Raw genomic sequence first — 18,861 nt, forward strand, 5'->3', positions numbered from 1 at the left:
AAGCGTTGATAGACGGACGGGCGTCCGTCGGCCGATTTAACGCCAAAATTACGAAGTGTTCAACTTGCGTTCATTGCGTTCCTCTTGACCTAAGTCCTCGCCGCGGGAAGACCGCTCGGCGAGAATGGGCTCCTCATTGCAACGAAGACGTGTCTCATGTCGATGCCCAGCGCCACGCCGATCCCTGCCCGCGCCGTCCAAGGCGCCCTTCACCCACATCCGCGCATCCGCAACATCATCGCCGTCGGCTCGGGCAAGGGCGGGGTCGGCAAGTCGACGACGTCGGTGAACCTGGCGCTTGCGCTGGCGGCCGATGGCGCCCGGGTCGGGGTACTGGATGCCGACGTCTACGGGCCGAGCATCCCGACGATGCTCGGCCTGTCCGGCAAGCCGGACAGTCCCGACGGCAAGTCGATCCTGCCGCTGCAGGCCCACGGCATCGAGGCGATGTCGATCGGCCTGCTGGTCGACCAGGACACCCCGATGATCTGGCGGGGACCGATGGCGACGTCGGCCCTGCAGCAGTTGCTCAACGACACGCGTTGGGGCGGCGAGGAAGGCCTGGACTACCTCTTGGTCGATCTGCCGCCCGGCACCGGCGACATCCAACTCACCCTGGCGCAGAAGATCCCCGTCGCTGGCGCGGTGATCGTGACCACGCCGCAGGAGGTCGCGACGCTCGATGCCCGCAAGGCGCTGAAGATGTTCGAGAAGGTCGAGGTCGCTGTGCTCGGCCTGGTCGAGAACATGGCCCAGCACGTGTGCTCGAACTGCGGGCATGTCGAGCATCTGTTCGGGTCGGGCGGCGGCGAGCGCATGGCCGAGCGCTATGGGGTGCCATTGCTGGGCGCATTGCCGCTGGAGATCGGGATCCGCGAGCAGGGCGATGCCGGTGCGCCGATCGTCGCCTCCGCGCCGGGCTCGGCAGCGGCTGCGGCCTATCGGGCGGTCGCGCGGGCCATGGTCGCCGAACTCGAGAAGCGCCCGCGCGCGCCGATGTCGATCTCCGCGTCCCTGGTGTGATCGCGGCGGGGTGCGGCGGGCCGGTGCCGGCCCTACAATGCGTATTCACTGCCGCATCCGCCCCGGGAACACCGTATGAGCATCAAGAGCGACCGCTGGATCCGCCGCATGTCCGAGCAGCCGGGGGGCATGATCGAGCCGTTCGAGGCCGGGCAGGTCAAGCACGTCGACGGCCAGCGTATCGTCAGCTATGGCACCTCGAGCTACGGCTACGACGTGCGCTGCTCGCGTGAGTTCAAGGTGTTCACCAACATCAACTCGACGATCGTCGACCCCAAGCGGTTCGACCCCAAGAGCTTCGTCGACGTGGTCGGCGACGAGTGCATCATTCCGCCCAATTCGTTCGCGCTGGCGCGCACGGTCGAGTACTTCCGCATTCCGCGCGACGTGCTGGTGGTGTGCCTGGGCAAGAGCACGTATGCGCGCTGCGGCATCATCGTCAATGTGACCCCGCTCGAGCCGGAGTGGGAAGGCCACGTGACGCTGGAGTTCAGCAATACCACGCCGCTGCCGGCCCGCATCTACGCCAACGAGGGCGTGGCGCAGATGCTGTTCTTCCAGTCCGATGCCGACGACGTCTGCGAGACCTCGTACAAGGACCGCGGTGGCAAGTACCAGGGCCAGACCGGGGTGACGCTGCCGCGCACCTGAGCAACCTGTCGCTTTCTTCCAACAAGGACGTGTGATGCAAGACACCAACCCCTATCAGGCCCCGGTGGCCGAGTTGCAGGGCGATACCGACGAAGTGCTGGCCGAACGCGGCACGCGGCTGGGCGCGGCGGTGATCGATGGCCTGATCGGGCTTGCGATCATGACACCGGTGATGTGGCTCGGCGGCTACTGGTCTGCAGTGATCGCGGCGGCCCAGCGCGGTGAGCAGGTCGGGTTCGGCCTGCAATTGCTGTGGATGGGGATCGGCCTGCTGATGTTCGCGGTGATCCACGCCTGGCCGCTGCATGTCGGTGGCCAGACCTGGGGCAAGCGGTGGCTGGGGATCCGCATCGTGACGCTCGATGGCCGGCCGGTGACCGCGACGCGCGCGCTGTTGGCGCGCTACCTGCCGTTGCAGGCCGTGGGCGGGATCCCCTGCCTGGGGGCGCTCGCGGTCCTGGTCAGCGTGTGCATGATCTTCCGCAAGGACCGGCGCTGCGGCCACGACGTCGTGGCCGGCACGCGTGTGGTCAAGGTGCGTTGACGCGCGCTCAGCCGGGCAGCACGGCCTGCAGGCGGTTGATGCGCTCCACCAGCAGTTCGGGCGAGTACGGGCGGGCCGCGACGCGGCCCCAGACCGGCGCGGGCCAGGCCGGATCGTTCTGGTCGCGACCGATCACGTGCACGTGCAGTTGCGGCACCTGGTTGCCCAGCGCCGCGATGTTGAGCTTGAACGGCCGGAACGCGTCACGGATCGCGCGCGCCACGATATCGATCTCCTCGGTCAGCAGGCTGCGCTGTTCGCTGCCAAGGTCGATCAGTTCGCGGGCGTCGGGCAGGCGGGGGACCAGGATCAGCCACGGATAGTTGGCATCGTCCATCAGCCGCACTTCGCTCAGTGCGAGCGTGGCGACCGGGTGGGTGTCGTCGGCCAGCTGCGGGTGCAGGACGTAGCGGGCAAGGGCGGCGGTGTGCGGCATCATCGGCCTCCGGTCAGCGCAGCGCCGCGGCGAGGAACTTCATCGTCTGCCGGCGGGCCTCGGCGGCGCTGTCGGGGTGGTAGTGGGCCGGGTCGACGTCGCGGTTGAAGGCGTGGCCGCCCGGGTGGACATGGATCTCGGCGTCCGGCTGCCGCGCGCGATGGGCGGCGATATCGGCTTCGGGAATGCTGGCGTCGTCGGCACCGAAGTGGAACAGCATCGGCGCCTGCAGCGGTTCATCTAGGAACGGCACGGTGCGCGCGCCGTAGTAGCTGACCGCGGGTAGCCCCAAGCGGGTGTTGGCCAGGAAGGCAAGGCTGCCGCCCCAGCAGAAGCCGACCACGCCGATCTGGCGATGGCCTTCGCCGCGCAACAGGTCGCGTGTGGCGCGGACGATGCTGACGGCGCGGTCGAAGCCGAGCTCCGTGGCAAGCGCACGGCCGCGCTCGAAGTCGGCGGCCTCGTAGGTCAACTCGACATTGCGTGCGACCGGGTCGAACAGCGCCGGGGCGATCGCGACATAGCCGGCCGCCGCGTAGCCGTCGGCGACGCTGCGGATGTGGGCGTTGACGCCGAAGATCTCCTGCAGCACCACGATCGCGCCTTTGGCGGCGGCGCCATGCGGCGGGTCGGCCCGCCAGGCGTTGACCGGCCCCGACGCAGTGGCGACGACGATGTCCCGGCCCATGGCGGCGTCCTGTTCACATGATCGGCCCGAGTCTACCCCAGGCCGGTGGCCGCAGGACCGCCCCGGCCGCCGCCGCTATACTGCGCGGCCCCTCGTGCCCCGCAACCGCGGACCGGTCCATGCCGGCCGGCCGGCGGTGCGCGTGGGCTCCTCCCTCCTGCACCCACCACGGTTCCCATGTCCGCAGCCAGTCCCAAGGTCGGTTTCGTCAGTCTCGGCTGTCCGAAGGCCCTCGTCGATTCCGAACGCATCCTCACCCAGTTGCGGGTCGAGGGCTACGACATCGTGCAGACCTACGACGATGCCGACGTGGTGGTCGTCAACACCTGCGGGTTCATCGATTCGGCGGTCGCCGAGTCGCTCGACGCGATCGGCGAGGCGATGGCCGAGAACGGCAAGGTGATCGTGACCGGGTGCCTGGGCAAGCGCGAGGAGATGATCCGTGGCGCGCATCCGGGCGTGCTGTCGATCAGCGGGCCGCAGGACTACGGCTCGGTGATGGGCGCGGTGCATGCGGCCTTGCCGCCGCGGCACGATCCCTTCATCGACCTGGTGCCCGATACCGGCATCAAGCTGACGCCGCGGCACTATGCGTATCTGAAGATCTCCGAGGGCTGCAACCACCGCTGCAGCTTCTGCATCATTCCTTCAATGCGCGGCGACCTGGTGTCGCGCCCGGTCGACGACGTGCTGCGCGAGGCCGAGCGGCTGGTACGCGGCGGCGTGCGCGAACTGCTGGTGATCTCCCAGGACACCTCGGCCTACGGCGTGGATGTGCGCTACGCCGAGCGGACGTGGCGCGATCGCGCGTACCAGACGCGCATGAAGGCGCTGTGCGAGGGGCTGTCGGAGCTGGGCGTGTGGACGCGGCTGCACTACGTGTATCCGTACCCGCATGTCGACGACATCATCCCGCTGATGACCGAACGCCATGCCGACGGCAGCCGCAAGCTATTGCCGTATCTTGACGTGCCGCTGCAACATGCGAGCCCTCGCATCCTCAAGCTGATGAAGCGGCCCGGCGCGATCGAGCGCACCCGCGAGCGCATCGCGCGCTGGCGCGAGATCTGCCCCGACCTGACGATCCGCAGCACCTTCATTGTCGGCTTCCCCGGGGAGACGGAAGACGATTTCCAGCAGTTGCTGGACTTCCTCGATGAGGCTCAGCTCGACCGCGTCGGCGCGTTTGCCTACTCGCCGGTCGAGGGCGCGACCGCGAACCTGCTGCCCGATCCTGTGCCAGAGGCGGTGAAGCAGGAGCGGCTGGCGCGGTTCATGGACAAGCAGGCGGAGATTTCCGCAGCCCGGCTCGAGGCCAAGGTCGGCACCGTGCAGTCCTGCCTGGTCGACGTCGTCGACGGCGACCTGGCGATCGCGCGCACGATGGGCGATGCGCCCGAGATCGATGGCGTGGTGCAGATCCAGGACGGCCGCGAGGCCGGCTTGTGTCCCGGCGATTTCGTCGAGGTGGCGATCATGGGCAGCGACGAGCATGATCTCTACGGCGAAGTCGTGGAGACGGATGCATGAGGCGATGGGCGAGCGGGATTGCGACGGGGCTGCTGCTGGCGTTCGTGGCCGGCACCGCAGGCGCGGCGGACGGGCTGAGCGGCACCTACCGGGCGGTGGACGAGGATCCGGCGACGGCGCTGGCCGACGCCCAGCTGACGCTGCGGGCCGAGGGCCGCGGCTGGTTGGCGATGTTCCGTGGCGAAGGGCTGGCCATGCTGCCGCTCAGCGGGCGTGAGCAGGCGGCACTGTTTCCCGGTGTCCCGCCCGAGGCCGGACTGCAGTGCGCGTCGTCGAGCGCGTTCCTGATGTGCCGCGTCGCGCCGGGCACCGTGTTCCCCGACCAGAAGTTCACGTCGACGACCGGGTACTTCAGCGCGTTCTCGGACACGCAGATCCACGAGCTGCAGCGCATCGATTGAGCGCCCGGCCGGGCGCAGGTCCGGCGCGCGCCCTCGCGTATCTACGGCGCGGGCGCTGCCTGGGCGGCCGTCTCGACATAGGCCCAGGTCGCGGCCTCGATCGCGTCGATCGCCGCGATCGCGCCGGGCAGCAGGGCCCGTCCGCCGTCGCCGCCATCGTCGCGCATCCGCCCTGAGGCGTTGTAGTCGACCAGGGCCTGCCAGGCCGGCAGGCGCGCGTCGACGGTTGCAAGCAGCTGCCGCAGCGCGCCTCGCGCGATCACGTTTCCCGCGCCATCCTCATGCGCTGCCAGAACGGTGTGCGCCCGCGCGCGGAATGCGGCGTCGAAGTGATGGGTATCGGTCCGCGCCTTCCAGAACGCGCCGAGCCGGAACCGCTCGTCGTCGGCGGCGCGTGCGCTGCGCCCGGAGGGGCCCGTGCCACGTTCGATCAGGAACGGCCGCAGCCGCGCGGCGAGAGCGGCATGGGCGTCGGTCGTTGGGTCGGCAGGGGCCGGGGCGGGCGTGGTCGCCGGCGAAGTGGGGGCGGGGCCTGGACTGCAGGCGGGGAGGGCGGCGGCCAGCAAGATGAGTACGGCGCTGGTGCTGCGCGCGCGGAGCCTCCTGTTCGCAGCCGTGGCGGTCCGGCCACCGTGTCGGCGATCGCGGCCCATTCAGTCGGCGTAGTCGACCGAGACGATCGCGAACGTGCGCGACCCGCCCGGCAGTTCGACTGCGACCTCGTCGTCGACGCGCTTCTTGAGCAATGCGCGCGCGAGCGGTGAATCGATACTGATCCAGCCTTCGCGCGCATCGGTTTCATCGGGGCCGACGATGCGGTAGCGGCTGCACTGCCCGCTGTCGAGGTCTTCCAGTTCGATCCAAGCGCCGAAGAACACCGCCGCAGGATCGGTCGGCACGGTGTCGACCACGCGCAGCGCTTCGAGCCGCTTGCCGAGGTAGCGCACGCGGCGGTCGATCTCGCCCAGCTGTTTCTTGCGATACGTGTACTCGGCATTCTCCGAGCGGTCGCCTTCGGCCGCAGCGGCCGACAGGGCGCGTACGACCTCGGGCCGGCGCACCCGCCACAGATCGTCGAGCTCGGCCTTGAGCCGGGCGTGGCCGTCCGGAGTGATCAGCGCGGTGCTCTTTTCCGGTGGCGGGCGCCAGCGACTCATCGGCGCCCGATCCCGCCCAGCAGGTTGCGCACGATCCGGTTGGTGATCGTGCGCACCGCCTGCTTGCCGGCAGCCTGGACCGCGCCCTGGCGCCGCTTGGTGCCGAACAGGAACTCGTTGAACTTCTGGCCCAGGCCGCCCTCGGCCGCATCGGCATCGCGCGGCTTGGCCGGGGGGGCGTCGCCCGCCGCGGTCGCGGCCTGCGCGCGTTGGGCCAGCAGTTCGGCGGCCGATTCGCGATTGACCGGCGTGTCGTACTTGGCGCCGACCGGACTACCGGCGCGCACGCGTGCACGTTCGGCCTCGCTGATCGCGCCCATCCGGCAGCGCGGCGGCGCGATCAGCGTGCGCTCGACCGGTGCCGGCGCGCCGCCGGCCTGCAGCATCGAGACCAGCGCCTCGCCGGTCTTGAGCGTGGCGATCGTGGCGGCGACGTCGAGCGCGGGATTGGGCACGAAGGTCTGCGCGGCGGTGCGCACGGCTTTCTGATCGCGCGGCGTGTACGCACGCAGCGCGTGCTGCACGCGATTGCCGAGCTGGCCGAGCACGGCCTGCGGCACGTCGTCGGGGAACTGCGAGCAGAAGTAGACGCCCACGCCCTTGGAGCGGACCAGGCGCACCACCTGTTCGATGCGTTGTTGCAGCGACGCCGGGGCGTCGCCGAACAGCAGATGCGCCTCGTCGAACACGAACACCAGTCGCGGCTTGTCGAGGTCGCCGACCTCGGGCAGCGTCTCGAACAACTGCGACAACAGCCACAACAGGAACGTCGCGTACAGCCGCGGCTTGAGGATCAGCCGGTCGGCGGCGAGGATGCCGATCACGCCGCGGCCGTCGGTGCGCGTGCGCATCAGGTCGTCGAGCGCCAGCGCAGGTTCGCCGAAAAACGGTGCGCCGCCGTCCTGTTCCAGCCGCAGCACCGCGCGCTGGATCGCCGCGACCGACGGCGCGGAGACCAGGCCGTACTCGGACGAGACCGCCTTGCGCTCCTCGGCGACCAGCCCCAGCAGCGCGCGCAGATCGTCGAGGTCGAGCAGCAGCAGGCCGCGGTCGTCGGCGAGCTTGAACACGATGTCGAGCACGCCGGCCTGGGTATCGTTGAGCTCGAGGATGCGCGCCAGCAGCGTCGGCCCCATCTCGCTGACCGTCGTGCGCACCGGATGGCCGGACACGCCGAACAGGTCCCAGAACACCACCGGGCTGGCCTCGCCGGCATAGTCAGGTACGCCGATGCGCGCGGCGCGTTCGCGCAGCGCCTCGCCGATCTCGCCGGGCACCGCCAGACCCGCGACGTCGCCCTTCACGTCGGCCATGAACACCGGCACACCCAGGCGCGAAAAGCCTTCGGCCAGCGTGGTCAGCGTGACGGTCTTGCCGGTGCCGGTCGCGCCGGCGACCAGGCCGTGACGGTTGCCCAGCGCAGGTAGCAGGTGCACGGGGCCACTGTCGGGCGTGGTGACGGCCTTGCCGATGAGGATCGGATCCATGGATTCAGAGCGCTTGGAGGAAGTCGCGATTCTAGGACCTCGTCGCTGCCGGTGCCGTGCCGTCGTCGAGGTGGGTGACGCGCGCACAATGGGCGGGTGTTCTCAAGGAGCGTCGCCATGCCCTCTCGACTCCCGTCGCGTCTGCTCTGCCTGATCGTCGCGGCCTTGCCCGCAGTGGCCCTTGCCTGCGCGTTGCCTGCCCCGGACGGGCCGCTGCCTGTGGGCCAGCAGCGCTTCGAACTGGCCGACCCGACGCGGCGTGGCGTGGCGGGCGAGGCGCCCGATGCGGTGCGCACGCTCCCCGTCGTCGCCTGGTACCCCGCCGCGCAGGCCGCGCCGCCACGCCCGTATCTGCCGCAGGACGAGGCGGCGCGGCTGTTGCCGGCGCTGGCGCGCAATCTGGGCTACGCCGTCGACGACACCCGCGCGATCGCCGCCTGTACCGCCGCAGGTGCCGGGACCGGCGTGGCGCCGCGGCCCGAGCGCGGCTTCCCGTTGGTGGTCCTGAGCCACGGCTTCTTCCTGTATCCGGCGCAGAACACCGCACTGGCGCAATCGCTGGCCAGTCATGGCTATGTGGTGGTGGCGCTGGGGCATCCCGGCGACGCGGTGGACCTCGCGCTGTCCGATGGTCGGGTGGTGCCGACCGACATGCGCGCCGAGGCACCGGCGCTGCTGGAATGGCGCCGGCGTTTCCATGCCGCCGACGATCACGCCACGCGCGCCGCGTTGATCGATGGTTACGCACAGGCGCTGGCCGGCAGCCGGCTGGGCGCCAGCCAAGCGACCTGGCGCGAAGACGTGCTGTTCGTGGTGCACGCATTGCAGGCCGGGCACGTGCCGCCGACGTTCGCGCCGGTGCTGGCCGCGGCCGACTCGCAGCGGCTGGCGATCGCCGGCATGTCCTTCGGCGGTTCGACCGCGGCGACCGCCTGCCAGCGGTTGCCGACCTGCCGCGCGGCGGTGAGTCTGGACGGGTTGAATTTCGACCCCGGACTCTACGATGCCGACCTCGGTCGGCCGCTGCTGGCGCTGACCAGTGACTGGGTGCGGTTTCCGCTCTACGACGGCACGCCTGTCGACCCTGCGTTCCACCACAACGATTACGCCTACGCGCGCTGGACGCAGGTCGGGCTGGCGCCGGAGGTAATCCGGCTGCGCGTGCCCGGGACCCGGCACATGGCCTTCAGCGACCTGCCGCTGCTGATGACCGGACCGTCGCACGAAGCGCGCTTCGGCGATGCGGATGCCGCCGCGACCGCGCGCGGGATCGCCGCGGTGACGCGCGCGTTCCTGGCCCACCATCTCGACGCCGCGCCCGCGGCCGACCTCGATGCGGCGATCGACGCAGCCGGCTTCGCCCGCCACGACCCGGCACAGACCCGCGACTGGGCCCGCTCGCAGGCCGGGGCCGGGCAGCCGGACGGCTGAGCCCGGCGACCGTCGCTCGCCTTGCCGCGGCGCGATGGCCGGGGCTACCCTGCCGGCCCCTCAAAGCGAAGTCCCGCATGCCCGAGTCCCGGTTCTCCCGTCGTTTTCCGCTCGCGCACCTGGGTGCGCTGGCGCTGGCGTTGGTTCTGTCCAGTCACGCGACCGATGCGCACGCGCAATCGCGCCGCGACCGCGAGGCAGCCGAGGCGCTGAATCAGCGGATGCTCGATGCCGAGGGGCGCTACCGTGAAGCGCTGGTGCGCATCGCCAACGACGACCCGGCGGGCGTCGAGGCGAGCAATGCCGCGCTCGAGGACATGGAAGACGTGATGGTGGCCTGCGAGAAGCAGCGCGGCTGCAGCGTTCCGCAGCTGTTGACCAGCTACAAGCGCCTGCTCAAGGCCGATGCCGACGCGCAGGCCGGGCAGGGCGAGGACGACGCGCCGGTCGATGCGCCGGACGGCAGCCTGCCGACCGCCGATGTGCCCGCCACTGCCAGCGCTTCGGCGCTGCTGAGCGAGGACGAGCGGTTCAAGCGCATGGTCGAGCTCAATCCGGCCGTCCAGGCCGGCATCCGTCGCTGGCTCACCGACATGCGCGTGTCGCTGATCACCAGCCATGAGAACTACCAGTACATGCGGCATCTGATGTCGCCGGCCTTCAAGCGCAGCGGCCTGCCCGAGGCGCTGCTGTTCGGCATCATGGCCAAGGAATCCAACGGCCGGGTGCACGCGCGTTCGCGCGCCGGCGCCGCCGGGCCGCTGCAGTTCATGCCCGCGACTGGGCGCCGGTTCGGTCTGGGTCCCGACGGCAGCGGCTTCGACACGCGCTACGACCCGCGCCAGGCGGCCGATGCCGCGGCGGTCTACCTCAACGAGCGGTTCGCCCAGCACGGCGACGAGATCGAGTACTGGCTGGCGGCCTACAACGGCGGCGAGGGGCGCGCGCTGCGCGTCTACCGCGAGGCGGCGGGCCGGCGCTTCTGGGACCCGGACGTCTACAACCAGTTCCCGCCCGAGACCCGCGACTACGTGCCGATGGTGATTGCCGCGGCGTGGCTGTACCTGCATCCGCAGGAGTACGGGCTGACCTTCCCGAAGGTCGATGCCCGGCCGGCAACGTTCCGCCTCGAGCGGCCGGCGTCGATCTACGAGCTGACGATCTGCCTGGGCAACGGCAACACCCGCGATGGCTACATGCGCGCGCTGCGCAACCTCAATCCCAGCTATGAAGCCGAGAGCCTGCTGCCGGTCGGCACCGTGCTCAACGGCACCGTGCGCATGGCCGGGCTGTACCGCCAGTGGTGCGTACGCGGTGCGCGCGCCGATCTGGCGGCCGAACTGGTGAACAGCGATCCGCGCGCGGCGATCGTGCGCACCGGCGCGATCGAGGTGCTGCCTGACGCGAACGTCGAGGCGCCGGCGGCGCTGCCGGCCGCGCCCGCCGCCCCGCGGCCGCCGCAGGCCACGCCCGCGCCTGCGCGCAGCCATCGCGTCGCGCGTGGCGACACGCTGGGCAAGATCGCGCAGCGCTATGGCTGCAACATCTCGACGCTCGCGCGCGCCAACGGTCTGCGCGCACCGGCGTACGCGCTCAAACCGGGACAGACGCTGACGCTGCAGGGCTGCGCGCGCTAGACGCTGCGCGCCGCGCCCTCGCCCGAATGCGGGCAGGGCGCGGGTCTGGTCACGCGCCCAGGCGCGTGGCCAGCCGTTCGCCCAGGCGCACCGGCGATTCGGCGTGCAGCGTCGGGGCCAGTTCGGCCACGCCGGGCGGCAGCAGCACGATCACCGTCGAGCCGTAGTTGAAGCGCGCCATTTCGGCGAAGCGCTCGAGCACGATGCCGCGCCCGCGGTAGTCCTTGCGCTGGATCCGGTCGCCGTAGGCGGGGATCTCCTCGCCGGCCCAGACCGTTTCTACGCCCGAGACCAGCAGCGCACCGACCATCACCTGGACCATCGGCCCGAAGTCGGTATCGAAGTGGCACACCAGCCGCTCGTTGCGCGCGAACAGTCGCGGCACATTGGCGACCGCGTCGGTGCCGACGCTGAACAACCGGCCCGGGACGTGCACGGTCTCGCGCAGCGTGCCGGTCCAGGCCATGTGCACACGGTGGTAGTCGCGCGGCGACAGGTACACGGTGGCGTAGCGGCCGTCGAGGTAGGGCGCCGCGTCGTTGGCGTCGCCGAGCAGTTCGGCGACGGTGAACGATTGGCCCTTGGCCTGGAAGATGCGGTCGCCCTCGATCGCGCCGCACTGGCTAATGTGGCCGTCGGCCGGCATCAGCAGGGCGCGCGGGTCGGGGTCGGGGCTGCGCGCGCCCTCGCGCAGCGCGCGGGTGAAGAAGGCATTGAAGCTGGCGTAGGACGCCGGGTCGGGATTGGCCGCCTCCGACAGGTCGACGCCGAAGCGGCGCACGACCGTGTCGATCAGCCAGCGCCGCGTGCCCGGATGGGTCGAGTAGGCCAGCCGGCGTGCCATCGACGACAGCAGGCGGTGCGGCAGCGCATAGGTCAGCGTGGTCGTCAGGCTCATGGGCGCGTGTCCGTGGTCAGGCGCAGCAGGTCGTCGGCGATGGCGTCGGGCTGGGGTGTCTCGCCGTTGAGGACGCTGCCCGAGACCACGCCGGCCATGCGGCCCTGGGGATCGAGCACTGCCATCGAGGCGCTGTGATCGATCGTGTAGGCGCCGGCCGGCGCGTCGCCGCGCAGCGGCACCTTGGCGAACACCATCGACAGCGCGCGCGTGAAGCGCTCGAGCGTCGGCAGGTCGGCGGTTGCGGCCAGGGTGTCGCGGTGGAAGGCATGCGCGTAGTCGCCGAGCCGCTGTGGCGTGTCGCGCTCGGGGTCCACCGACACGAACAGCACCCGCGGCCGGGTCGCCCCGGGCAGCGCTTCCCAGCGCCGCTGGGCCTGCGCCAGCTGGGTCAGCGTCATCGGGCACACATCGGGGCACTGGGTGAAGCCGATGAACACCAAGGTCCAATGTCCGGCCAGCGCGCTGGTCGGCAGCGGGGTGCCGTCGGCCTGCTGCAGTTCGAGTTGCGGCAGTGCGCGCGGCTGGGGATAGAGCTGCACGACCTGTAGCGACGGGCGGCCGGCATCGGCGCCGCCGGTGAAGTAGCGCTGCGCTGCGAGCAGGCCGAGCCCGCCGGCGAGCGCGATGCACAGGATCACGAGGGTGGTGCGGTTGAACATCCGTCTGGGGCCGCGAGTCGAGGGACCGGGCATCATAGCCCGCCGCGCGCGCCTGTCCGGTCGCGCGCGGGAGCGCGGCGGCGGCTGACCTATAATCGCCGGCCATCAGCCGTCCCCCGAGCCGCGCGCGCCATGACCGAAGAACTGCAGACGATCGTCGACCTGATCCGCTATGGCGCCAGTCGCTTCAACGCCGCCGGGCTGACCTTCGGTCACAGCTACGACAACGCGATCGACGAGGCCACCCAGCTCACGCTCCACGCGCTGCACCTGCCGCACGACCTGAGCCCGGTCTACGGGCAGTCGCGAGTCACCTTGGCCGAAAAGGAAGACGTGCTGGGCCTGTTCCTGCGTCGCATCGAGGAGCGGATCCCGGCGGCCTATCTGATCGGTGAGGCCTGGTTCGCCGGCCTGAGTTTTAAGTCCGACCGCCGCGCGCTGGTGCCGCGTTCGCCGATCGCCGAACTGATCCTGTCCGGCTTCGAGCCGTGGCTGGGCGGCCGCGAGGTGCGTCGCGCGCTGGACCTGTGCACTGGCTCTGGCTGCATCGCGATCGCGATGGCGCACCACAATCCCGATTGGCACGTCGACGGCGTCGACCTCAGCGACGAGGCGCTGTCGCTGGCGGCCGAGAACGAGGCCCGGCTGGAGGTGCGCAACACGCGCTTCCTCAAGTCCGATCTGTTCGAGAGCCTGCAAGGCGAGCATTACGACCTGATCGTGACCAATCCGCCGTACGTGACCAACGACGAGACCGACGCGCTGCCGCGCGAGTACGGCTACGAGCCCGAGATGGGCCTGCGCGCTGGCGACGACGGCCTGGACCTGGTGCTGAAGATCCTGCGCGACGCGCCGCTGCATCTGACCGAGGACGGGCTGCTGATCTGCGAAGTCGGTGAGTCCGAGCAGCATCTGATCAAGCTGCTGCCCGAGCTGCCGTTGCTGTGGGTCGAGTTCCAGGTCGGGCAGATGGGCGTGTTCGTTGTCGAGCGCCGCGACCTGGTCGCGCACAACGCGCGCATCGCCGAGCTCGCGGCCGCGCGCGCATCGGCGCCGGCTGCGGCCTCCAGCGCTGCCGCGGGACCGGCCAGCGACCTGTTCTGACGCACCGCACCACGGGCCGTCCCAGCGCGTTAAGCTTGGCGGCCCTCCTGTTTCGACGGCGCGCCAGCGCCGCGGTGCCATGTCCAGCAATCGTTTCGGTCAGCTGTTCAGTGTCACGACCTTCGGCGAGAGCCACGGACCGGCGATCGGCTGCGTGGTCGATGGGTGCCCTCCGGGCATCGCGCTCGCGCCGGAGGACTTCGCGCATGATCTCGCGCGCCGGGCGACCGGCAAGAGCCGGCACACCTCGGCGCGCCGTGAGGCCGATGCGGTCGAGATCCTCAGCGGCGTGTACGAAGGCACGACCACCGGCACGCCGATCGCGCTGCTGATCCGCAATACCGACCAGCGCAGCAAGGACTACGCGAACATCGCCGCGCAGTTCCGCCCTGGACATGCCGACTACGCCTACTGGCAGAAGTACGGCATCCGCGACCCGCGCGGCGGCGGCCGCTCGTCGGCGCGCGAGACGACAATGCGTGTGGCCGCCGGCACGATCGCCAAGAAGTGGCTGGCGCAGCGTCACGGCGTCCAGGTGCACGGCTGGCTGTCGCAACTGGGCGAGCTGGTGCCGTCGGTGTCCGATTCGCAGGCGATCGACTGGACCGTGGTCGAGGCCAACCCGTTCTTCTGGCCGGATGCGGCGCAGGTGCCGGAACTGGAGGCCTATATGGACGCGCTGCGCAAGTCCGGCGATTCGGTCGGCGCGCGCGTGACCGTGGTCGCCGACGGCGTGCCGCCGGGCTGGGGCGCACCGATCTACGGCAAGCTCGACGGCGACCTGGCGGCGGCGATGATGTCGATCAACGCGGTCAAGGGCGTCGAGGTCGGCGACGGCTTCGCGTCGGTCGCCCAGCGCGGCAGCGCGCATCGCGACCTGATGACGCCGGCCGGCTTCGCGTCCAACCATGCCGGCGGCGTGCTCGGGGGAATCAGCACCGGCCAGCAGATCGTGGTCTCGACCGCGTTCAAGCCGACCTCGAGCCTGCGCCTGCCAGCCGATGGCGTCGATGTCGATGGCAACGTGGTCGAGGTCATCACCACCGGCCGCCACGATCCCTGCGTGGGGATCCGCGCCACGCCGATCTGCGAGGCGATGCTGGCACTGGTGCTGATGGATCAGGCGCTGCGCCATCGCGCGCAGTGTGGCGATGTCGGCGAGGTGGGGCCGCGGATTCCGGGACGCCTCGATGGCTGAGCCGCGTCCGCGGGTTTGGGTCGCGCAGCCGCTGTTCGACGACATCGTCGCGCAGCTGCACGCGCACTTCGACGTCGTCCAAGTGCCCACAGTCGTCGAGCACGACCCGGTCGCGATCGCCGCCGCGTTGCACGATGTCGATGGCGCGCTGGTGACGCTCAACGAGCGCGTCGGCCAGGCCGAGGTCGCGGCCGCGCCGCGCCTGCGTGCGATCGCCAATGTCGGCGTGGGCTACAACAATCTCGATGTCGCCGCGCTGCACGCGCGCGGCATCGTCGCGACCAACACCCCCGACGTGCTCACCGAGACCACGGCCGATTTCGGCTTCGCGCTGATGATGGCCGCCGCGCGTCGGATCACCGAGGCCGAGCGTCACCTCCGCGCGGGGCGCTGGCAAGGCTGGAACTTCAAGGGTCTGCTCGGCGCCGATCTGCACGGCAGCACGCTGGGCATCCTGGGCATGGGGCGGATCGGGCAAGGCATCGCCCGGCGCGCCGCCGGTTTCGATATGCGCGTGCTGTATCACAATCGCAGTCGCCTGCCCGCAGAGACCGAGCGCAGCTGCAATGCGCATTACGTCGAGTTCGAGGCGCTGTTTGCGCAGGCCGACCATCTGGTCCTGGTGTTGCCGTACTCGGCCGCCAGCCACCACATTGTCGATGCCGCCGCGCTGGCGCGAATGAAGCCGACGGCGACGCTGACCAATATCGCCCGCGGCGGCATCGTCGACGAGGGCGCGCTGGCCGACGCGCTGGCGCATGGCCGGCTGGCATCGGCGGCGCTCGACGTGTTCGAGGGCGAGCCCGATGTCGACCCGCGCCTGCTTGCACTCGACAACGTGGTGCTGACCCCGCACATCGCCAGCGGCAGCCTGGCCACGCGCCGGGCGATGGTCGCGCTCGCGGTCGACAACCTGATCGCCGCGCTGGGCGCAGGCCCCGATGCCGGCCGCCCGCCGAGCCCGATCGCGCCGGTCGGCCAGGCCGCGAAACGACCGGGAACCGCCTGAGCTTCAGGGCGGGCGGTTCCCCGAGCCCCGATCAGCGCCTGCGTTTCCCACGTTCCCCTTTTTCGAGAGTGCCCGTCATGTCCCAGTCTCCCTCCCGCACCTTCCGCGTCGCTGTCGTCGGTGCCACCGGCGCCGTCGGCGACACCATGTTGTCGATCCTCGCCGAACGCGATTTCCCGGTGTCCGAACTCGTCGCTTTGGCGAGCGAGCGCTCGGCCGGCACCACCGTCAAGTTCGGCGACGAGGACATCGTCGTGCAGGACCTGGCCACGTTCGATCCGAGCGGCGTCGACATCGCGCTGTTCTCAGCCGGCGGCGACACCAGCAAGGCGTACGCGCCGAAGTTCGCCGCCGCCGGCGCGGTGGTCATCGACAACAGCTCGGCATTCCGTTACGACGACGACGTGCCGCTGGTGGTCAGCGAGGTCAATCCCGAAGCCGCACGCAATCGCCCGCGCGGCATCATCGCCAATCCCAACTGTTCGACGATGCAGATGCTGGTCGCGCTGGCGCCGCTGCACCGGCAGGCGGGGATCGTGCGGATCAATGTCGCGACCTACCAGTCGGTGTCGGGCGCAGGGCGTTCGGCGATGGAGGAGCTTGGTCGCCAGACCGGCGACCTGCTGAACTTCCGCGACCTCGATCCGCAGAAGTTCCCGGTGCAGATCGCTTTCAACCTGATCCCGCACATCGACGATTTCCTGGACAACGGCTTCACCAAGGAGGAGATGAAGCTGGTCTGGGAGACGCGCAAGATCCTCGGCGACGACAGCATTCTGGTGAACCCGACCGCGGTCCGCGTGCCGGTGTTCTACGGCCACTCCGAAGCGGTGGCGGTGGAGACACGCGACAAGCTCACCGTCGAGGCGGCGCGTGCGTTGCTGGAGCAGGCGCCGGGCGTGGAGGTCGTCGACGAGCGGCGCGCGGGCGGCTATCCGACGCCGGTCACCCACGCCTCGGGTCGCGACGCGGTGTTCGTGGGCCGCATCCGCGAGGACCTCTCGCATCCCCACGGCCTGAACCTGTGGATCGTCTCGGACAATATCCGCAAGGGCGCTGCGCTCAATGCGGTGCAGGTCGCCGAACTGGTCGCGGCGGAGCGCTGAGCATGCGCGCTGGCCGCCCGCCGTCCGCGGCGTCGCCGACGTTGCGGAGCGCGGCGGCCGGCCGCTACAGTCGGCCGATGGATCGGGGGAAGGTCGTGTCGCGCATCGTGCAGCACCTGCTGGTGGCAGGCGCCCTGCTGGGCGTCGCCGGACCGGCGTTGGCGCTGGGGCTGGGACGCATCGAGGTCCGCTCGCAGCAGGGCGAGCCGTTGCTGGCCGAGATTCCGGTGATCTCCAGCGACCCGGCCGAACTGCGCCAGTTGCAGGCCCGGCTGGCGTCGCCGGAGACCTTCGCCCGCATCGGCCTGGCGCCGCCGCGTGGCGTGGTCTCGGACCTGCGCTTCGGCGTCGCGCTCGATGCGCGCGGTCGGCCGGTGATCCGGGTCACCAGCGCCGCACCGGTGCAGCAGCCGGCGCTTGCCTTCCTGGTCGAGGTCGATTGGGGCCAGGGCCGACTGGTGCGCGAGTACTCGGCGCTGCTCGCGGTGCCCGACACCGTCGCGGCCGAAGCGCAGCCCGCGATCCAGGCACCTGTGGCCGCGCCGGCCGACGCGATCGTGCGGCCGCCGGTTGTCACCGCCACCGAGACGCCCGCTGCACCGGCCCCGGTGCAGGCACAGGCGCCGACCGCGTCACAACAGGCGCCGGCCACGCCACCTGCAACGCCGGTGCGCACGGCACCCAGGCCTGCCCCGCCGCCCGTGCGACCCGCGGCAAGCATCGCCCAACCTGCCAGCGATCGCGCGCAGACGTTGCCGGCCGTCCGGCCCGGCCAGACCCTGTCGACAATCGCCGCGCCCTTGGCGCGTGAGGCCGGCATCAGCGTCAACCAGGCGATGGTGCTGCTGCTGCGGCACAACCCTGATGCCTTCATCGGTGGCAATCTCAACCTGATCCGCCAGGGCGCCGTGCTGCGCGTGCCGCCGCGCGACGACTGGGCCGAAGCCGGCGTCGCCGAGGCCGATGCGCTGGTGCGCCAGCAGGTGGGGCAGTGGCGCGACATGCGCCAGCCTGCCGCGGCGCCAGTGGCGACTGCGCCAGCCGCCGCCACGACGCCACCCCCGACCGCCCCCCGCACCGCACCCGCCGCGCCCGCCGCTCCCACTGCGGTCGCCACGCCATCGGCCCGGCTCGAGATCACACCGCCGGCCGGCGACGCCGCGCTGGCGGCGACACAGTCCGGCATCGCGGCCGGCGCTGGAGGAAACATGCTGCGTCAGGACCCGCACCAGGCCGAAGAGGCCGCGATCTCGCGCGACGCGGAACTGGCCGAACTGCGGTCCCGACTCGACGATCTGGAGCAACTGCAACGCCAGCAGCAGCGGTTGATCGAGATGAAGGACGCCGACCTTGCGGCCGCGCAGCAGCGTCTGGACGCGGCCCAGGCGTCGCCCGGCGCGCCCTGGTCCTGGTTGTGGCTGACCCCGGCGCTGCTGGTGGTCGGTGCGCTCGCCTTCCTGCTCGGTCGCCGTGGGCGCCGGGCCGCAGCGGCGCGGACAACCGTGAGTGCCGTGGACGGGTCGCCGGCCGCCGCCCAGGCGGCCGACGCCGTGCCCGCCTTCGCGCGGTCGGCACCGCCTGCCGCTGCACCGGTTGCAGCCCCCGTCGTGCCGCCGACCGGTGGGCCGACCTGGCATGTCGGCGATACGCCCCCGGCGTCCGACGTCGCGCCGGCGGCGGCGCCACCTGCGCCGGCACCGGTCCAGACGCCGGTCGAGCTCGATCGCGGCGACGCGGTCGAACCGCCGGCCGGCATCGAGCGTCTGGAACTGGCCCGCGCCTACATCCACCTGGGCGATGTCGACACCGCGCGCGGCCTGTTGCAGGACGTGGCCGATGGCGGCGAACCGGTCGCTGCGGCCGAGGCTGTGCGCCTGCTGCGTACGCTGGGCTGAGCGC

Annotated in this window: 19 protein-coding genes; 12 read left to right on the top strand and 7 right to left on the bottom strand. The window is 70.9% G+C overall.

Annotated elements, in window-relative coordinates; translation table 11 throughout:
• Positions 1-162 precede the first annotated feature (162 nt).
• The 3 genes from apbC (at position 163) to WAF18_RS10630 (ending at position 2,218) form a co-directional block, all read left to right on the top strand.
• Positions 163-1,023 (top strand): iron-sulfur cluster carrier protein ApbC, encoded by an 861-nt coding sequence (gene apbC / locus WAF18_RS10620; protein ID WP_337245152.1) that lies wholly within the window; start codon positions 163-165, stop codon positions 1,021-1,023.
• A 75-nt stretch (positions 1,024-1,098) separates the two neighbouring features.
• Positions 1,099-1,674, top strand: a complete 576-nt coding sequence (gene dcd / locus WAF18_RS10625) for a dCTP deaminase (protein WP_183426014.1) — start codon at positions 1,099-1,101, stop codon at positions 1,672-1,674.
• Positions 1,675-1,708: 34 nt separating this feature from the next.
• Entirely contained in the window at positions 1,709-2,218 is a 510-nt protein-coding gene (locus tag WAF18_RS10630; protein ID WP_337245064.1) for an RDD family protein, read from the top strand.
• 7 nt (positions 2,219-2,225) lie between these two features.
• On the opposite strand, the gene WAF18_RS10635 is transcribed toward WAF18_RS10630, so the two are convergent.
• A complete protein-coding gene (locus WAF18_RS10635; RefSeq protein WP_337245065.1) occupies positions 2,226-2,654 on the bottom strand; it encodes an HIT family protein in 429 nt (142 codons plus the stop codon).
• 13 nt (positions 2,655-2,667) lie between these two features.
• On the bottom strand, positions 2,668-3,342 hold the full coding sequence (locus WAF18_RS10640) for a dienelactone hydrolase family protein (protein ID WP_337245066.1): 675 nt from the start codon (positions 3,340-3,342) through the stop codon (positions 2,668-2,670).
• Positions 3,343-3,519: 177 nt separating this feature from the next.
• On the opposite strand from WAF18_RS10640, the gene rimO reads away from it, so the two are divergent.
• Both rimO and WAF18_RS10650 read left to right on the top strand, forming a co-directional pair.
• Positions 3,520-4,872: a 30S ribosomal protein S12 methylthiotransferase RimO gene (gene rimO / locus WAF18_RS10645; protein ID WP_337245067.1), complete on the top strand. Its 1,353-nt coding sequence runs from the start codon at positions 3,520-3,522 to the stop codon at positions 4,870-4,872.
• Entirely contained in the window at positions 4,869-5,273 is a 405-nt protein-coding gene (locus tag WAF18_RS10650; protein ID WP_337245068.1) for a hypothetical protein, read from the top strand. Before rimO ends, WAF18_RS10650 begins: the two co-directional genes overlap by 4 nt.
• Positions 5,274-5,314: 41 nt before the next feature.
• On the opposite strand, the gene WAF18_RS10655 is transcribed toward WAF18_RS10650, so the two are convergent.
• The 3 genes from WAF18_RS10655 to WAF18_RS10665 form a co-directional block, all read right to left on the bottom strand.
• Positions 5,315-5,839 carry a hypothetical protein gene (locus tag WAF18_RS10655; protein WP_337245069.1) on the bottom strand — a complete coding sequence of 175 codons (525 nt, stop codon included), beginning with the start codon at positions 5,837-5,839 and terminating at the stop codon, positions 5,315-5,317.
• A gap of 87 nt (positions 5,840-5,926) precedes the next feature.
• A complete protein-coding gene (gene greB / locus WAF18_RS10660; protein WP_337245070.1) occupies positions 5,927-6,430 on the bottom strand; it encodes a transcription elongation factor GreB in 504 nt (167 codons plus the stop codon).
• Positions 6,427-7,917: a helicase HerA-like domain-containing protein gene (locus WAF18_RS10665; RefSeq protein ID WP_337245071.1), complete on the bottom strand. Its 1,491-nt coding sequence runs from the start codon at positions 7,915-7,917 to the stop codon at positions 6,427-6,429. The genes greB and WAF18_RS10665 overlap by 4 nt, the downstream gene beginning before the upstream one ends.
• Before the next feature lie 117 nt (positions 7,918-8,034).
• On the opposite strand from WAF18_RS10665, the gene WAF18_RS10670 reads away from it, so the two are divergent.
• Positions 8,035-9,348 carry a hypothetical protein gene (locus tag WAF18_RS10670; protein ID WP_337245072.1) on the top strand — a complete coding sequence of 438 codons (1,314 nt, stop codon included), beginning with the start codon at positions 8,035-8,037 and terminating at the stop codon, positions 9,346-9,348.
• Positions 9,349-9,425: 77 nt separating this feature from the next.
• On the top strand, positions 9,426-10,985 hold the full coding sequence (locus WAF18_RS10675; RefSeq protein WP_337245073.1) for a transglycosylase SLT domain-containing protein: 1,560 nt from the start codon (positions 9,426-9,428) through the stop codon (positions 10,983-10,985).
• Positions 10,986-11,034: 49 nt separating this feature from the next.
• Here WAF18_RS10675 and asd read toward each other — a convergent pair whose 3' ends face one another.
• Together asd and WAF18_RS10685 are read right to left on the bottom strand one after the other, a co-directional pair.
• Positions 11,035-11,883 carry an archaetidylserine decarboxylase gene (asd, locus tag WAF18_RS10680; protein WP_183426526.1) on the bottom strand — a complete coding sequence of 283 codons (849 nt, stop codon included), beginning with the start codon at positions 11,881-11,883 and terminating at the stop codon, positions 11,035-11,037.
• On the bottom strand, positions 11,880-12,545 hold the full coding sequence (locus tag WAF18_RS10685) for an SCO family protein (protein WP_337245074.1): 666 nt from the start codon (positions 12,543-12,545) through the stop codon (positions 11,880-11,882). The genes asd and WAF18_RS10685 overlap by 4 nt, the downstream gene beginning before the upstream one ends.
• 132 nt (positions 12,546-12,677) lie before the next feature.
• Here WAF18_RS10685 and prmB point away from each other — a divergent pair, with 132 nt between their 5' ends.
• The 5 genes from prmB to WAF18_RS10710 all read left to right on the top strand — a co-directional run bounded on the left by prmB (position 12,678) and on the right by WAF18_RS10710 (position 18,857).
• A complete protein-coding gene (gene prmB / locus WAF18_RS10690) occupies positions 12,678-13,649 on the top strand; it encodes a 50S ribosomal protein L3 N(5)-glutamine methyltransferase (protein WP_337245075.1) in 972 nt (323 codons plus the stop codon).
• 79 nt (positions 13,650-13,728) lie between these two features.
• The gene (aroC, locus tag WAF18_RS10695) at positions 13,729-14,847 is read left to right on the top strand and encodes a chorismate synthase (protein ID WP_337245076.1); all 1,119 of its coding nucleotides are present in this window, start codon (positions 13,729-13,731) and stop codon (positions 14,845-14,847) included.
• Positions 14,840-15,856, top strand: a complete 1,017-nt coding sequence (locus tag WAF18_RS10700) for a D-glycerate dehydrogenase (protein ID WP_337245077.1) — start codon at positions 14,840-14,842, stop codon at positions 15,854-15,856. The genes aroC and WAF18_RS10700 overlap by 8 nt, the downstream gene beginning before the upstream one ends.
• Before the next feature lie 77 nt (positions 15,857-15,933).
• Positions 15,934-16,962 (top strand): aspartate-semialdehyde dehydrogenase, encoded by a 1,029-nt coding sequence (locus tag WAF18_RS10705; protein WP_337245078.1) that lies wholly within the window; start codon positions 15,934-15,936, stop codon positions 16,960-16,962.
• 77 nt (positions 16,963-17,039) lie between these two features.
• Positions 17,040-18,857 carry a FimV/HubP family polar landmark protein gene (locus tag WAF18_RS10710; protein ID WP_337245079.1) on the top strand — a complete coding sequence of 606 codons (1,818 nt, stop codon included), beginning with the start codon at positions 17,040-17,042 and terminating at the stop codon, positions 18,855-18,857.
• Positions 18,858-18,861 lie beyond the last annotated feature (4 nt).

Source organism: Luteimonas sp. gir (assembly GCF_037198055.1).
Lineage (GTDB): Bacteria > Pseudomonadota > Gammaproteobacteria > Xanthomonadales > Xanthomonadaceae > Luteimonas > Luteimonas citri_A.